A 16037-nucleotide genomic window follows, 5' to 3' on the forward strand; every position below is an offset into this window, starting at 1 on the left:
AAAATATAGGTAGAACAAAACAGAAGGGAGAGATGGAATCTTGCTTACTAAAGACGAAATAGCAGCGTTCCGTTCCCAGCTATTGCATGAAAAAAAAGATCTCGAAGAAAGATTTCAGTCCAATGACAATTTCGACCTGACAAGGGACCATCCCCATGAATCCGTCGGGGAGCTGTCCAGCTACGATAACCATCCTGGCGACGAAGGAACTGAGCTATACGAACGCGAGAAAGACCTGGCGCTGAATGAGCACTATAAGCTTGAACTGAGCAATATACTCAAAGCGCTGCAGGCGATTGACCAGGGGACCTATGGCATTTGTGAAGTATGCCATAAAGAAATTCCAAAAGAACGCCTGGAAGCTCTGCCGAACACAACGTACTGCAAGGAGCACAGCCCTGACCAGGTTACTTCCCATGAAAGGCCGATCGAAGAAGGTGTGCTGATGCCTCCTTTCGGTAAATTCGATATGGACGAACAGGATGAAAATGTTTCATTCGATGCAGAGGACGCATGGCAGGAAGTCGAAAGCTGGGGGAACTCCGAAACGCCTTCCGACTTTATTGTTCCGCATGACCATTATAACGATACCAATATAGAAGCAGAGGAAAATATCGGTTATGTTGAGGATTATGAAAACTTCATCGGTACCGATATTGAAGGCAAGAACATCACAGTATACCCAAGTGCACAGCATGAAAGGTATGAAGAGGCCCTTGATGAAGAAGGCATCATGACAACCTTCGGCGACCTTCCTGCCTATGAACATGATCCATATGTCGAAGACGAAAGCTGACTCTTAGGAGTTGGCTTTTTTTTATGTGAAGGGTGCAGGACAAGTAGTTTTCCGTTTTCTTTGTGGCTCAACAGATACACCGTATCTGCCGAAAACAGGGGTTAATGATTTGGCATGGATTTTTTTCAAGGATATAATAAAAGAAACATAAAGGGATGAAAGATAATTTTTAGCCAAAAGGGAACTGGAACATTCTGAACAAGGAAAAAGCCGTACAGAGGTCTTAGAGGAGCAGACTAGAACCCCCTAAGCAGGAAAAAGAGGTATAGAGGGTCTTAACGGAGCGGAATAGGACCCTCTAAACCGAAAAAATCAAATCAGAGGGCCTCAAACGAGCGGAATGGAACCCTCTAAACTGAAATAATCAAATCAGAGGGCCTCAAAAGAGCGAAATGGAACCCTCTAAACTGAAATAATCAAATCAGAGGGTCTCAAACGAGCGAAATGGAACCTTCTAAACCGAAAAAATCAAATCAGAGGGCCTCAAAAGAGCGGAATGGAACCCTCTAAACTGAAATAATTAAATCAGAGGTCCTCCAACGGTCAAACTCACCCCCTTCTGCTAAAAAATACAAAAAGCTTCCATCCAAACAGGCTGCTTTTTATTGAAACCATATAATCCTGATAACATACATACAAAAATGATTACATTACTTTTAAAAAAATGGAAGGTGCTTACAGACCAGTGCTGCGATGTTTTAAAAGAAGTATATAAAGCTGGGAGAATACAACTATATGAGCAAATTAAGCGGTATCGATTTTTCGCATTTTGAAAAGCAATCCATTGTCAATGTTATTATTGGCTCAAATTCTCTGCTTGAACTGGAGCTGACAGCAGGCGGCCTTGTCGCTGAGTGTCCATGGAGGCTCCAGCGCGAAAATAAAATCATGGCTGGAAGCAGTGATTCCCGTGAGGTTCCTGCCAATGTTCAGCTGAAAGAGTCTCTCATCGGCTGTCAGGTAATTGAAGTGATTTTTATGGAGGAAGTTAAAATGCTGCGCATCGCTTTTTCCGGCTCAATAGTTCTTGACTTATTTCATGACAGCTGCCATTTTGAGGGATGGGAATTATACAGTGAGGATGGGTTTACCTTTATTTCACTGCCTGAAGGGGACTTTTCTCTGCAGGAATTATGTACAACCCAAGGCCAATGCGGGGAATAGTGAGTTCAATCATATAGCCGGCAGGAGATCAAATTCTCCTGCCGGCTTTTAGATTCTATAAGGAAGCTTCGAATGAGTGACTGAAGACTGAGAAAAAAAGAATCCTCCATCTGGCATAATATTTAACGAGGATTGAATTTTCTGAAAAATAATTTGACAACGGATTTTTTTCAGGTTATCTTAATGGTATAACAGATATTAAACGAGACGATTTTTTTACGTTATATGACGGAAAGGGAATAGGAGGGTGCCCTTTGATTCTTCATAGCATTGAAAAATCGGGCAGAGATGTGATTGAAGCCGTTCAATTGGAAGGGCTTAAGATTACAGCAGCAAGAGTTTTTCACGAAGTGCCATTTTACAGGCAAAGATTTTCTGAAGCTAACCTGGTGCCACAGGATATTCAGACGCTAGAAGATCTAAAAAAACTGCCATTTACAGAGAAAGCAGATTTAAGGAGCCAGTACCCGTTCGGCCTTTTTGCTGCTCCGATGGATAAAGTGGTCCGTCTGCATGCTTCTTCTGGCACGAGCGGAAAGCCGACGGTTGTCGGCTATACAAAGAAGGATATTGAGATTTGGACAGAGCTGGTCGCCCGTGCCATTGCGCTGGGTGGCGGAAGACCTGGCGAACGGCTGCATAATGCATATGGATACGGCCTTTTTACGGGGGGCCTTGGATTGCATTATGGCAGCGAACATCTCGGAATGGCCACTGTACCTGTCTCAGGCGGCAACACGGAACGGCAGATCATGCTCATTCAGGATTTTAAACCTTCCGTTATATGCGGGACTCCTTCTTATATATTAAGTCTTGCTGAAAAGATGGAGGAAATGGGTATCGATCCTGCAAGTACTTCGCTGAAATACGGCATATTCGGAGCAGAGGCCTGGTCGGAAGAAATGCGTAAAGTTCTGGAGATGAAGCTCGCCATTAAAGCCTGCGACATTTACGGCTTAAGCGAGGTTATGGGTCCTGGCATCAGCATGGAATGCCATGAGGCACAGGATGGGCTGCATATCGCCGAGGATCATTTCATTGCGGAGGTGATCGATCCGGAAACTTTGGAAGCGCTTCCTTTTGGGAGTGGAGGGGAGCTGGTCTTCACAAGCATTTCAAAAGAAGCCTTTCCTGTTATCCGCTACCGGACCGGTGACATTGCCAGCCTGTCAAAGGAAACGTGCAAGTGCGGAAGGACCACTGCCAGGATGTCGAGAATAAGGGGCAGGATCGACGATATGCTGAACATTAATGGCGTGAATGTTTTTCCTTCCCAGATAGAAAGCTGTCTGGTTGGCCAGGAAGATATCTCCCCCCACTATCAGATTGCACTTCATTCCGGCAAGGCTCTCAAATCACTTGTCCTGCATCTTGAATTGGAGGAAAGGTCCTATTCAAAGATGGGCGGCGATTTACAGTCCGATTATGCGGAAGCTATCCGAATGAGGCTTAAAAACCATTTACAATCTCAATGCTATATTTCCATTTCCGTTGATCTTCATCCGCCGAAAAGCATTCCCCGGTCCGAGGGGAAAGCTGTGAGAATAATTAATAACAAAAATGCCCCTGAAGCTATAAGCGGGATTTAATAGAAGGAGGCTGACAATATGGCAGGACAGCTGTATTCTTCTTTAACCGAAGAGGAGAAGCTGGGAAACTTTATGGAAAGGATTTCTAATGGGGAAAAAATAGAAGCGGATGACTGGATGCCCGATGATTACAGGCTTACACTCATCAAGCTGATCAGCATGCACGGAATAAGCGAAATCATGGGTGCCCTGCCTGAAAAGGAATGGGTCCCTAAAGCGCCGACTCTAAAAAGGAAGCTTGGCATCATGGCCAAGGTCCAGGATGAAATGGGCCACGGACAGCTTTTGCTTCGGGTTGCAGAGGATCTGATGCTGCCGCTTAGCAAAAGCAGGGAACATATAATGGAAGATCTTTTTACAGGGAAGCTCAAATTCCACAATGTCTTTCATATGGAGGCTCCTACATGGGGGGACGCCGGGCTTATAGGCTGGCTGGTCGACGGTGCAGCGATCATCACCCAAACGAATATGCTTGGTTCATCTTACGGACCTTATGCAAGAGCATTAAAACGAATCTGCGCTGAAGAGGTTTTCCATGCCCAGCATGGTGAGGCGATCATCATGGCATTGGCCGAGGGGACAGAAAAGCAGAGAGAAATGGTTCAGGATGCTGTCAATCGCTGGTGGGAAGCATTATTGATGTTTTTCGGCCCGGCAGATGCCCGGGCGACCGGTACGTCCAAGCAGGATATTACGATTAAGTATAAGATCAGGACGAAAACAAATGAAGAGCTGCGGCAGGATTTCTTTTCGAAGTATGTGCCAAGGATCCTTTCACTCGGACTGACCATACCGGATCCGACCCTGGGATACAGTGAAGAAACAGGATGGACATATAAACAGCCTGACTGGAGCCGCTTTAAAGAAATTATCAGCAACAGCGGCCCGAAATCGGCTGAAAGGCTGAGTCTGCGCCGGGATGCCTATCAGTCCTCCCAATGGGTCCGGGATGCACTGAGTGTACAGGCTAATTAAGAAAGGAGGGAGCATGTGCCTGCTTCTGAATTTTACAGTGAATACGAAGTGTTCAGCAAAAAAACGGATACGTCACCAATGCAGCATCAATTTTCGCTGATGGCGCCAAATGAAGAGCTTGCCCTTGTTTTTGCACAGGAAAATTTCATGAGAAGAGAGCCGGTTGCTGACATCTGGGTCGTCAAGCGTTCACAGATACGCAAGATGGATCCGGAGGAGAGGCTCACCCTTCAGCGGCTCGATAACAAGGATTACAGGACTGCAAAAGGATACGGATATTTAAAGAAGAAATGGCGCCAGTACGAACAGAATATGCTGGATGAAAAAGAAATTCTTTCTTGGGGAGGGAATGGGAACATTGACAGGCGAACTGAAGGCTGAGCAGCCTGGAAATAAAGCTTCCAGGGCTGCCATTGAACTATTATACCAGCTCGCGGATGATGATTTCATCCTTTCATACCGCGGTTCAGAGTGGCTCGGCCTTGCTCCGCACATCGAAGAGGATGTTGCTTTTTCCTCTATCAGCCAGGACACCATGGGGCATGCCAGTATGTTTTATCAGATTCTGGAGGAAATGGGGGAGGGAAGTTCAGATAATCTCGCCCATTTAAGGAAGGCTGAAGAAAGAAGGAACAGCATCCTTGCCGAAAGGGCGAATGGGCCGGGCCATTATCTGCAGAATCCCCAGTATGATTGGGCTTTTGCTGTTGTCCGTAACTTTTTCTATGTATACGCAAAGAAAGTGAAAATGGAATCGCTGAAAACTTCCTCCTTTCTTCCGCTCCGGACAGCTGCCGTAAAAATAAGCATGGAGCTTCACTACCATCTTCTTCATTGGAAAACCTGGTTCCTGCAGCTGATGCAGGCCGGCGGGGAGGCGAGGAGGCGCATGGAGGAAGCGGCATCTGGCATCTATACCATGATGGGGGATCTCTTACATCTGGGTCCGCTTGCAGAAGAAATGCAGGCCGAGGGTCTGATAGCCGGGGAAGAGCAGCTGTTAATAAGCCTGGAAGCAAATCTGTCCTCCGTATTTGAAGCAGCCGGCTCTCTTTTCCCCCGCCAATTCGGGCTTGATTTGGGGAATGGAAGAGAAGGCCAGCATACAAAAGACTTAACAGAAGCTCTGGATACACTTTCTGAAGTGTACAGAAGCGACCCGGCAGCCTGCTGGTGAAAAAGGAAGTGTAGATATGGACAACGCCGGAAACGAGCTCGAGCAATCTATTCTTAGAGCACTGAATGTAGTCAAAGACCCGGAAATCCCGGCTGTCTCCATTATTGAACTTGGAATGGTCGAAAGAGTGCAGGTGGAGGAAGAAAGAATATTGATTGAACTCCTGCCTACCTTTCTGGGCTGCCCAGCCCTTGAAATGATTCAAAGCAGCGTTGAAGAACAACTAAGGTATTTGGATCTCGAACAGTCTGCTGAAGTGCGTTTCATCTATGATCCTCCCTGGACTTCTGACAGGATTTCTGAAAAGGGCAGAACGCATCTGAAAGAATTCGGCATCGCGCCGGCCCCGGAAAGAGTGGAAGAAACCGGAGTGTGGAAGGTGGATTGCCCTTACTGCGGCTCTCCTTACACCTCCCTTGAAAATATATTCGGGCCGACTGCCTGCAGGAGCCTGCTGTACTGCCGTGCATGCAGGAATCCTTTTGAAGCCATGAAGCCGGTATCCAGCCTTTTATAGGCAATAATAAACTTATAGATTGAAAGGATGATAGAAAATGGTAAAACTGATCGCGCTTTACAAACACCCCGAAAATAAGGAAGCCTTCGATGAGCATTATTTTAAGACGCATGCGCCACTTACAGCCAAGATACCAGGGCTTAGGGAAATGAAGGTTACCAGAATCACCGGCAGTCCCATGGGTGGAGAAGGCAAGTATTACCTTATGTGCGAAATGTTTTATGACAGTCATGAAGCACTCAAAGCTGCCATGAAAACGGACGAAGGAAAAGCCTCCGGAAAAGATGCCATGTCATTTGCAGGCGATATCATCACCCTGATGATCGGCGAAGAAACAGAAGAATAAGGGGGCGCGTCCCATGTATCAGACTATCATTTATGAAGCTGAAGGTAAGATTGCCTGGATCAGGCTCAACAGGCCGGAAAAGCTGAACGCTTTTACGGCAGATCTCAACAGTGAAATCGGGCAGGCTTTGCGGGAGGCGGGGTCTGACCCCAGGATAAGAGCAATTGTCATAACCGGTGAAGGCAGGGCTTTCTGTTCAGGGGAGGATCTGGGCAGTGTCAGCGAAAACACAGATCATGGGGAAATTCTGCGGAAAAGGTACAACCCGATGGTCATGGAGCTGTATCATTGTGAAAAGCCTGTCATTGCAGCAGTAAATGGTGTTGCCGCAGGGGCCGGGATGAGCCTGGCGCTCGCCTGCGATTTCCGGCTTGTCTCGGATAAAGCAAGCTTCATTCAGTCTTTTATACATGTCGGCCTTATTCCTGATGCAGGCAATATGTTTTTCCTGCCCAGGCTGATTGGCCAGGCAAAAGCTTTGGAGCTTGCCTTGCTGGGGGAAAAAGTGACCGCTGAAGAAGCTTTGCGGCTGGGACTGGCGACAAGGGTTATCCCTCACGAAAGCTGGGAGGAAGGTGTAAGATTGTTCGCTGATAGAGCAGCCGCCCTCCCGACTGCAGCCGCAGGATTGATTAAAAAACAGCTTAAGGATTGCTGGGAACTGAATCTAAATGACTACCTGGAAGAAGACGCCAAAGGTCAGCGGATGGCCGGGCTGACGAGAGACCATCAGGAAGGTGTTCAGGCTTTTCTCGAGAAAAGGAAGGCAGCTTTTATAGGCATGTAGCACAGGCTTACCATTTTGGCACTCGCTCTGGGGTGCTTTTTCTTTTCAATTCACTTACGGGGGGATAAGGATGAAAAAGATAGTGGTCATCGGCTCCGGGGTCATGGGCAGGGGCATTGCCTATGTTAGTGCAGCCAGCGGTTTCCAGACTGTCTTGGTTGATATCAGCGATGCCCAGCTAAAGGATGCTGAAAAAGAAATCTCATCTATCATGCAAAAAGGTGTGCAGAGGGGGAAGATGACAGAAAATGAGGTTTCAAACACTTGGGAGAAGCTGCATTTTTCAGTAAGCCTGGCAAGCAATGCTGCCGAGGCCGATCTCATCATTGAAGCTGTCCCTGAAAGGCTTGATATTAAGAGGAACATATTTGAAGTAATCGATCAGCATGCTTCAGAAGACTGCATTTTTGCTTCAAATACATCGACAATGAGCCCGACGGAAATCGGCTCTTTTACCGGGAGGCCGGACAAAGTGCTGGCCATGCATTTTTTCAACCCGGTCCATAAAATGCCTCTTGTAGAGATTGTCAAAGGGCTTGAGACGAGCGATGAATCTGTGGGATTTATACGCCAGACTGCCGAAGAGATGGGCAAAGAAACCGTCATCATCAATGAATTTCCCGGGTTTGTTACCAGCCGCATCAGCGCCCTCGTCGGCAATGAAGCCTTCTATATGCTGCAGGAAGGGGTAGGGACTGCTGAGGAAATCGATAAAGCAATAAAATTGGGGCTTCATTATCCTATGGGGCCATTTGAACTGGGGGATTTGGTAGGCCTGGATACAAGGCTGAACAATTTGACATATCTTCATGAAAAGCTTGGTGAAAAATACAGGCCTGCACCTCTTCTGGAGCAGTATGTTAAAGCAGGCCGTCTTGGAAGGAAGTCCGGCCGCGGCGTATATGACTATGGGGAAAGGAGATGAGGTGATGAGGGAAGCTGTCATCATTGATGCTGTTCGCACTCCGATCGGCAGGTATAAAGGAAGCCTGAAAGATGTCCGGCCGGATGATCTTGCAGCTGTGGCCATAAAAGGAATGCTGGCAAGGAATCCCCGGGTCCTGCCCGCAGACATTGAGGAAGTTGTATTGGGAAATGCCAATCAGGCTGGCGAAGATAACCGGAATGTCGCCAGGATGGCAGCCCTCCTGGCAGGGCTGCCGGTCGAAACAGCAGGTACGACGGTTAACCGGCTCTGCGGTTCAGGACTTGATGCGGTCAATTATGCAGCAAGAGCGATATTGGCCGGTGAAGGAGATATATTTATTGCAGGGGGGACAGAAAGCATGACAAGGGCTCCCTTTGTCATGGCCAAGCCGGAAAAGGAATTCCAGAGGGGGAACAGGCTGCTTTACGACACAACGATCGGCTGGCGTTTTACAAACCCGGCATTGATGGAAATGTATGGAGCAGAGTCGATGCCGGAAACGGCTGAAAATGTAGCAAAGAAATTCGGGTTAACCAGAGAAAGGCAGGACCTTTTTTCATTTGAAAGCCAGATGAAGGCGAAGGCAGCGAAGGAGGAGGGAAGGCTGACCGATGAAATCATCCCCGTTGAATTAATAAACAAAGGTGAATCCAAAACCTTCTCGATTGATGAGCATCCGCGCCCGACTACCACCTTTGAAAAGCTGAGCCAGCTGAAGCCCCTGTTTTCCGGAGGCACGATAACGGCAGGAAATTCATCCGGCATCAATGATGGGGCCTCTGTCCTTTTGCTGATGAGTGCGGAAAAAGCGGCTGATCTTGGTCTTAGCCCGCTTGCCAAATACTCAGCTTCAGCGGTTGCAGGTGTTGAACCTTCTATCATGGGAATCGGCCCTGTGCCGGCAGTTAGAAAGGCTATTGAACGGGCCGGCATTTCAATTGAAGAGATAGACCTTATTGAATTGAACGAAGCTTTCGCGGCCCAGTCGATTGCCTGCATTGACCAGCTTGGCCTTGATCCTGCCCGCGTTAATGTGAATGGAGGGGCCATCGCCTTTGGCCATCCCCTTGGTGCAAGCGGGGCAAGGATATTGACTTCATTGGTCCATGAAATGAAAAGAAGAAACAGCCGTTATGCCATGGCGGCGATGTGCGTTGGTGTCGGGCAGGGAATCGCAGCCATTCTGGAGCGGTGGGAAGAATAAGAACCAGCTGTTTTAAAAATAAGAATTTTCATGTAATATATAGATATTGCACAAAAGAGGCCGGGCCATCCGTCTCTACAGCAAGGGACAGCATATGGCAGAGGGAAAGAAAAGGATGAAGAGCTTTGAATACAAGATCGATGATTTTTACATTGTATGGAGATTATATCTCACACTACGGAAGCAAAATCTGGATAGGCAGCCTGATCAGGCTTTTAAGTGAATTCGGCCATAATGACCAGTCGGTGAGGGCTGCAATTTCCAGAATGAATAAGCAAGGATGGGTGCAAGCCGAAAAGGCTGGCAATAAGAGCTATTATTCTTTGACCGATCGGGGCCAGAAAAGAATAGAAGAAGCGGGAAAGCGGATCTTCAAGCTTAAGCCTGAAGAATGGGACGGCAAATGGCGCATGCTTATGTATACGATACCGGAAGAGATCAGATCTGTCAGGGATGAACTGAGAAAAGAGCTGGTCTGGAGCGGATTCGGCTCTTTTTCCAGCAGCTGCTGGATTTCTGCAAACAATCTGGAAAAGCAGGTTTCCGACTTGATTGATAAATATAAAATTGAAGATTATGTTGATTTCTTTATCGCTGAATATGAAGGCCCCCATGAGAACAGCAGGATTGTGGCGAAAAGCTGGGACCTGGACGAAATCAATGGGAAATACCAGAGCTTCATTAGTGAATACAGCGAGAAATATATTATCGCCAAAAGCAGGATCCAGAAAGGGCTTATGACAGATGCCGACTGTTTTGTAGAGAGGACGGGGCTGGTCCATGAATATAGGAAATTTCTTTTCGTCGATCCGGGCCTTCCCGCGGAGCTTCTTCCGGTTCAGTGGCTCGGGGCCCATGCTGCTTCGCTCTTCAGTGATTATTATAAAGAACTGGCGGAACCCGCCTCCCGGTTTTTCGAATCCGTTTTTAAAGACGGCAATGAAATTGGGAGCAGGGAAGATGATTATGACGTTTTGGATCATCCTTATATACTTGAATGAAAAAAAGAGACCCGTGAAGGTCTCTTTTTTTGGCTCTATCTCGTAAAGAATGTTGCTTTTAATAGTAAAGATTAGTTTTCATAAAGAGAGGTCTCTTCATGCCCCCCACAAGGTATCTTATGCTGGGCCCGTGGACGCGGGTCATGCAGGCGTTGCCACAGGACGTGGCGCCTTTAGCCTGCGTTCCTTAATTCTGAGCAAGCCGCTTCCGCTTTTCTACTGCTTCCGTCTTTTTATCTGACCGATCCCCAGTTCCTTTGATTCCTTATACAATGCTTTGATAAGAGATATGGTCATGAGAGCCATGATGACAGAGAACGGGAGAGCGGCGACAATCATGGTATTCTGAAGTGCCTGCAGCCCGCCGCTGTACAGGAGTACAAGAGAAATGACGGCAAGCAGGATGCCCCACGTAAGTTTAATTCTGTTGCCGGGCGTATGGGACCCGTTTGTTGTCATCATGCCAAGGACATAGGTGCCGGAGTCAGCTGACGTAATGAAAAATGTACTGACAAGAATGATGGCAATGATGGAAAGAACCATTCCAAGCGGAAAGTTTGAGAATACAGCGAAAAGGGTTTCCTCGGTTGCCAGTCCTGAAATTGAAATATTCTTCACATGCTCAAGATACATGGCCGAGCCGCCGAATGTGGAAAACCACAGAAACCCGATGACAGTCGGCACGAGAAGGACGCCAAACACAAACTCCCTAATACTGCGTCCCTTGGAGACGCGGGCAATGAATATGCCGACGAAAGGCGACCAGGCAATCCACCAGGCCCAATAAAAGATTGTCCATCCATTAATCCACTCACGTGAGTCAGGATCCAATGGAGCAATCCGGAAGCTCATCTGAAGGAGAGACTGCAGATAGGTCCCGATTGTATTGGTGAACAAGTTCAGGATGAACAGGGTAGGGCCAATGAAAAACATGAGAACGAATAAGACCAGGGCCAGTCCCATGTTGGCATTGCTGAGGATCTTGATGCCTTTTCCAAGTCCCGACCAGGCGGAAATCATGAAAAGCACTGTCACGATGGATATGATGATCAGCTGCACAACGAAATTGGAAGGGATGTCAAAAAGGAAGGACAGGCCTCCGTTTATCTGGACAGCTCCAAAGCCAAGGGTGGTGGCTACACCAATCACGGTAGCAAGGACAGCAATAACATCGATGACCTTGCCCAGCGGTCCTTTAACGGCATCGCCGAAGATAGGCTTCAGGGTTGCGCTGATCAGTCCGGGTTCGCCATGCCTGAAGTTAAAATAGGCAAGTACAAGTGCGACAATCCCATAAATAGCCCAGGCGTGGATTCCCCAATGGAAGTAGGTAAACCTCATAGAATCTTTCAATGCTTCCGCAGTGCCGGTCTCTCCGGTTGGCGAGCTGACAGCATAATGGGAAAGAGGTTCGGCCGCTCCCCAGAATACCAATCCGATACCCATCCCTGCGCTGAACAGCATGGCAAGCCAGGTAACCCTTGAAAACTCAGGCTTGTCCTCAGGTTTTCCAAGCTTCAGCCTGCCGATCGGGCTGATCAGGAAGTAGAGGCAGACAATGACCAGCAGTGTAACCAGAATAAGATAATACCATCCGAAAGCGTTGCTGATGAAGTCCTGGAGTCCGGCAGTCACACTTTCAAGCTGATTTGGTGCAAAAATGCCAACAAGTACAAGTACAAGTAATAATAGTACGGATATGTAGAATACCGCGAGTTTTTGCTTCAAAATTTATTCTCCCTTCTTTCACAGATAACAGGCCTTCTTCATCAGTCGAGCATATGTATATTGTTTTCGAACGCTGATGGATTATGTAATAAAGAAAGGCCCGTATCTAAAGTATTTTAGCAAAGCCCCCTGAAAAATAAAAGGAAGGGGGCTTCTTCAGCAGCTGAAGGCATATACGCCAGCTTCATTTCCTCATACCCTCCGAGAGTATGGCAAAAACCTCCGGACGGCTGAACTTGGAAGGAAGGGGCTGACCTTTCCTCAGCATTTCCCTCACCTTTGTCCCTGAAAGGTGGAGATGATGCTCTGGGCCGTGCGGACAGGTTTTGGCTGAAGCCATCTGATCGCAGGTTTTGCAGTAAAAGCTGTGTTCAAACGGCATGATGATGATTCCCAGCTCTTCTTCGGTAAACTGCAGGAAGATATTTTGAGCATCATAAGTCCCATAATAATTGCCGACACCGGCATGATCCCTTCCTACAATAAAATGTGTGCAGCCATAGTTTTTACGGACTATTGCATGAAAAATGGCCTCCCGCGGCCCCGCATATCTCATGCTCGCCGGAAATACGGCGAGTATAGCCCTGTCTGAAGGATAATAGTTGTCAAGAAGGACTTTGTAGCTTTTCATCCGCACATCTGCTGGGATATCATCTTTTTTCGTTTCTCCGACAAGGGGGTGCAGCAGCAGTCCATCAGTCATTTCCATGGCTGTTTTCTGGATGTGTTCGTGCGCCCGGTGAACAGGGTTCCGGGTCTGGAAGCCGGCTGTTGAGTTCCAGCCTTTACTGTGTATCTTTTCTCTCAATTCTGCAGGGGTGAATAGGTACTCTGCCCATTCCGGATCAGCAGGTGGGAATTTTACAAGGGTAACCTGGCCGGCCAAATAGACATCACCTCGCTCAAAAAGCTTCTGAACCCCCGGATGATGCCGGTCATCAGTCTGGAATACTTTTATTGCTTCCTCTCGTTTATCAGGCCGGTAGATTTCACTGAGCTCTATAAGACCATAGGTGCTTCCCTTAAATGTAAGCCGTAGAAAATCTCCTGGGGAAAGAGAGGAAGCCATTGCTTCATGAATCGTTAAAGTGATGGGAAGGCTCCAGACTGTACCGTCGGCCAATCTCATCTTTTCAAGAACAGAGCAATAGTCTACTTTAGTCATAAAGCCATTCAGCGGGCTATACGCTCCAGTAGCGATCAAAACAAGGTCGGATAAAGCTGCCTCATCCAATTCTGCTTCCTTTTCAATTTCCTCCCAGCTTCTCTTCAAATCGACTTTGTTGATCAGTGTTCCACCGTGAGGTATGCTGCAGGGCATTCTTTTCACTCCTCTTTAAAAGTCTTCAGTTCATAAACATCATCTAAATACTTCATTACGGATTGAACGCATTCTTCCAAAGAATGCTTTCCTGTATGCAAAATGATCTCAGGCTTCTCGGGCTTTTCATAGGGATCGTCGATGCCGGTAAATCCTTTGATTTCGCCATTTCTGACTTTTTTGTACAGTCCTTTAGGATCCCTCTTTTCGCATTCTTCTACAGGGCAGTCAATATAAATCTCAATGAATTCCCCTTCATCCATCAGTTCCCTGGCCATCTTTCTGTCTGCTTTATAGGGAGAGATGAGCGATGCAAGCACGACAAAGCCTGCATCTGAGAAGAGTTTTGCCATTTCGGCAGTCCTCCTGATATTCTCCTTCCGGTCTTCCTGGCTGAACGATAAATTTCCATTGATGCCGTGGCGCAGATTATCTCCATCCAGCAAATAGGCCTGGATTCCCCGTTTGAAAAGCATTGCCTGGACCGCGTTTGCAATCGTTGATTTTCCTGATCCTGACAGCCCGGTAAACCAAAGGACAGCACTTTTATGCTCATTTTGCTTTTGCCGGAGACTTTTGGTTATGGCTGAGCAGTGCCAGGTAATATGTTTCTCTTTCAAAGGAACACTCCTTTCTAAAGCCATCTAATATAAAGCATGGTAATGGCGGCTGCCATTGAAATGAAGCTTAAAGGCAGTCCGACTCTCATATAATCCGTAAATCTGTATCCGCCGGGACCGTATACAAGAAGATTGGTCTGATAGCCGATAGGGGTTAAAAAACTGCATGAAGCGGCAACGGCAGTAAGCATGGCAAACATAGCCGGATCTATCTGCAGGCTTTCTGCCATCGTGTAGCCGATCGGGAACATCAGGGACGCTGTAGCCAAATTATTCAGGATTTCGGTCATGAGCATTGTAAGCAAATAATAGATGCAAATAATGCCAAGCAAGCTCAGCTCATCCTGCCATTTAAGGAGAAATGAAGCGGCCTGTGATGCAAGGCCGGTTGATTCAATTGCTTTTCCGAGGCCGATGGAGCTTCCCATCAAGATAATGATCCGCCAATTCACTGCTTTCAGTGCCTCTGAAAAAGACAGTGTACCTGTTGCAATGATAAGCGCGGCTGCAAGGAGAGCCAGATGATAAATGGGTGCAGCCTGAATAAGCGAGCATATGATAAAGCCTGCAAGGATCAGCGATACTGAGAGCTTCTGCCTCCGGCTGTTTTTAGCTGCAGCTGAGGAGGAGATAAAATAAAAATCGTCGCTGCCCGCCCATATTTCGCCAAAACCCTGCCTTGCCAGGAGGATGAAGGTATCTCCCGGGGCAGCTGTCAGGCTGCCAAAGCCGCTGGAGATGAGTTCTCCCTTTCTTTTCACACCCACAATGACAGCCTGGTACCTTGAACGGAAATGGATATCCTTGATTCTTTTATTGACGAGAAAGGAACCAGGGGGAATTCCCACTTCAAATAATCCGCTCCCTTTCCGTTCAGAGTGGGAAGAGGGTCCGGCCGGCCAGGGCTTAAGCCCTAGAAGATGAACGGAAGGGAGCGCTTTTTGGGGATCTCCTGAAAACACCAGAAGATCCCCAGCCTGAACCACTTCATCATTGGCGGCTGGAGTTTTAACTGTGTCACCTCGGATGATCTCAATCAGGAATAAATGGTTTAGATTCCGCAGTAAAGCTTCTGTCACCGTTTTTCCGGCCAGAGGGGAGTCTTTAAGCACTTCATAATAATGAATATGAAGATGCTCTTCTTCTTCAAACAATTGGATGTTATGCGACCTGTCGGGAAGAAGGCGGTGTCCGAAGACAATCATATAGAGAATGCCAGCTGCAGCTATAGGAACCCCGATGACGGAAAAAGAAAACAAATGGAATCCTTCCCCGCCTCTCTCAATCATGAGCCCGTTAACCAATAAGTTTGTAGAAGTGCCTATCAGTGTAATGGTCCCTCCGAGAATGGAAGCATATGAAAGTGGGATCAGCACCTTTGAAGGCTGGATCCTGTTCTCAATTGCCCACTTTTGCAGAAAAGGAAGAAAAAGAGTCACCAATGGAGTGTTATTAATGAAAGCCGAGGCAGTGCTTACCGGCACCATGATACGAAACAATGCTCCGGGTACAGTCCTGCTCCTGCTGAGAAATCTGCCGGCAGCATCCTGTATCAGCCCGCTTTTTGAGACGGCAGCTCCTGCTATAAATAAGAGGGCTACGGTATGGACGCTTGTGTTGGAAAAGCCGGATAAAGCCTCACCGGCGGGCAGGATGCCGCTGACAATCAAGAGGGCGAGGGTTGAAAAAACGGTCATTTCAGCAGGCAGCCATTCTTTGACAAGGACAAAGAACATGATGGCCAGCAATACACAAAGAACAGCAGCGGAAAAGGGCATCGGCAATTCTCCTTGAAATCATGAGTTTTAATATTTTATGAGAGTATATCAGGATTGTACATGGCAGGAACCTAGCAGGAGCATCTTCTTCTGCAGTCATGTTCAT

Annotated in this window: 16 protein-coding genes; 12 read left to right on the plus strand and 4 right to left on the minus strand. The window is 47.4% G+C overall.

Going from position 1 to position 16037, the window contains the following annotated elements:
- The first annotated feature begins 40 nt into the window (after nucleotides 1–40).
- The 12 genes from RBB45_RS23915 to paaX all read left to right on the plus strand — a co-directional run bounded on the left by RBB45_RS23915 (nucleotide 41) and on the right by paaX (nucleotide 10484).
- Entirely contained in the window at nucleotides 41–796 is a 756-nt protein-coding gene (locus RBB45_RS23915) for a TraR/DksA C4-type zinc finger protein (protein WP_101547648.1), read from the plus strand.
- 735 nt (nucleotides 797–1531) lie between these two features.
- Nucleotides 1532–1960 carry a hypothetical protein gene (locus tag RBB45_RS23920; protein ID WP_009790820.1) on the plus strand — a complete coding sequence of 143 codons (429 nt, stop codon included), beginning with the start codon at nucleotides 1532–1534 and terminating at the stop codon, nucleotides 1958–1960.
- Nucleotides 1961–2214: 254 nt separating this feature from the next.
- Nucleotides 2215–3549: a phenylacetate--CoA ligase family protein gene (locus tag RBB45_RS23925; protein ID WP_306010468.1), complete on the plus strand. Its 1335-nt coding sequence runs from the start codon at nucleotides 2215–2217 to the stop codon at nucleotides 3547–3549.
- A gap of 18 nt (nucleotides 3550–3567) precedes the next feature.
- Nucleotides 3568–4524: a 1,2-phenylacetyl-CoA epoxidase subunit PaaA gene (paaA, locus tag RBB45_RS23930; protein ID WP_148949559.1), complete on the plus strand. Its 957-nt coding sequence runs from the start codon at nucleotides 3568–3570 to the stop codon at nucleotides 4522–4524.
- Between the two features lie 15 nt (nucleotides 4525–4539).
- Nucleotides 4540–4905, plus strand: coding sequence for a 1,2-phenylacetyl-CoA epoxidase subunit PaaB (paaB, locus tag RBB45_RS23935; RefSeq protein ID WP_094769850.1), 366 nt, complete (start codon nucleotides 4540–4542; stop codon nucleotides 4903–4905).
- The gene (paaC, locus tag RBB45_RS23940) at nucleotides 4874–5701 is read left to right on the plus strand and encodes a 1,2-phenylacetyl-CoA epoxidase subunit PaaC (protein WP_187445382.1); all 828 of its coding nucleotides are present in this window, start codon (nucleotides 4874–4876) and stop codon (nucleotides 5699–5701) included. Before paaB ends, paaC begins: the two co-directional genes overlap by 32 nt.
- Before the next feature lie 16 nt (nucleotides 5702–5717).
- Entirely contained in the window at nucleotides 5718–6218 is a 501-nt protein-coding gene (gene paaD, locus RBB45_RS23945) for a 1,2-phenylacetyl-CoA epoxidase subunit PaaD (protein ID WP_148949557.1), read from the plus strand.
- 37 nt (nucleotides 6219–6255) lie between these two features.
- Nucleotides 6256–6564: an EthD family reductase gene (locus tag RBB45_RS23950; protein WP_009790826.1), complete on the plus strand. Its 309-nt coding sequence runs from the start codon at nucleotides 6256–6258 to the stop codon at nucleotides 6562–6564.
- 13 nt (nucleotides 6565–6577) lie between these two features.
- Nucleotides 6578–7351 carry an enoyl-CoA hydratase/isomerase family protein gene (locus RBB45_RS23955; protein WP_009790827.1) on the plus strand — a complete coding sequence of 258 codons (774 nt, stop codon included), beginning with the start codon at nucleotides 6578–6580 and terminating at the stop codon, nucleotides 7349–7351.
- Between the two features lie 70 nt (nucleotides 7352–7421).
- Nucleotides 7422–8276 carry a 3-hydroxyacyl-CoA dehydrogenase gene (locus RBB45_RS23960; protein ID WP_306010469.1) on the plus strand — a complete coding sequence of 285 codons (855 nt, stop codon included), beginning with the start codon at nucleotides 7422–7424 and terminating at the stop codon, nucleotides 8274–8276.
- Nucleotides 8277–8280: 4 nt separating this feature from the next.
- A complete protein-coding gene (locus RBB45_RS23965) occupies nucleotides 8281–9483 on the plus strand; it encodes a thiolase family protein (protein WP_306010470.1) in 1203 nt (400 codons plus the stop codon).
- 125 nt (nucleotides 9484–9608) lie between these two features.
- Nucleotides 9609–10484, plus strand: coding sequence for a phenylacetic acid degradation operon negative regulatory protein PaaX (gene paaX / locus RBB45_RS23970; protein WP_306010471.1), 876 nt, complete (start codon nucleotides 9609–9611; stop codon nucleotides 10482–10484).
- A 216-nt stretch (nucleotides 10485–10700) separates the two neighbouring features.
- On the opposite strand, the gene RBB45_RS23975 is transcribed toward paaX, so the two are convergent.
- The 4 genes from RBB45_RS23975 to RBB45_RS23990 form a co-directional block, all read right to left on the minus strand.
- Complete coding sequence (locus RBB45_RS23975) at nucleotides 10701–12212, minus strand: glycine betaine uptake BCCT transporter (RefSeq protein ID WP_224951875.1); 1512 nt, start codon at nucleotides 12210–12212, stop codon at nucleotides 10701–10703.
- A gap of 184 nt (nucleotides 12213–12396) precedes the next feature.
- Entirely contained in the window at nucleotides 12397–13533 is a 1137-nt protein-coding gene (gene sat, locus RBB45_RS23980; RefSeq protein ID WP_009790833.1) for a sulfate adenylyltransferase, read from the minus strand.
- 5 nt (nucleotides 13534–13538) lie between these two features.
- Nucleotides 13539–14177 carry an adenylyl-sulfate kinase gene (gene cysC / locus RBB45_RS23985; RefSeq protein WP_009790834.1) on the minus strand — a complete coding sequence of 213 codons (639 nt, stop codon included), beginning with the start codon at nucleotides 14175–14177 and terminating at the stop codon, nucleotides 13539–13541.
- The gene (locus RBB45_RS23990) at nucleotides 14168–15931 is read right to left on the minus strand and encodes an SLC13 family permease (protein WP_224951877.1); all 1764 of its coding nucleotides are present in this window, start codon (nucleotides 15929–15931) and stop codon (nucleotides 14168–14170) included. Before RBB45_RS23990 ends, cysC begins: the two co-directional genes overlap by 10 nt.
- Between the last annotated feature and the right edge of the window lie 106 nt (nucleotides 15932–16037).

The organism is Bacillus sp. MMSF_3328 (assembly GCF_030733525.1).
Lineage (GTDB): Bacteria > Bacillota > Bacilli > Bacillales > Cytobacillaceae > Bacillus_AB > Bacillus_AB infantis.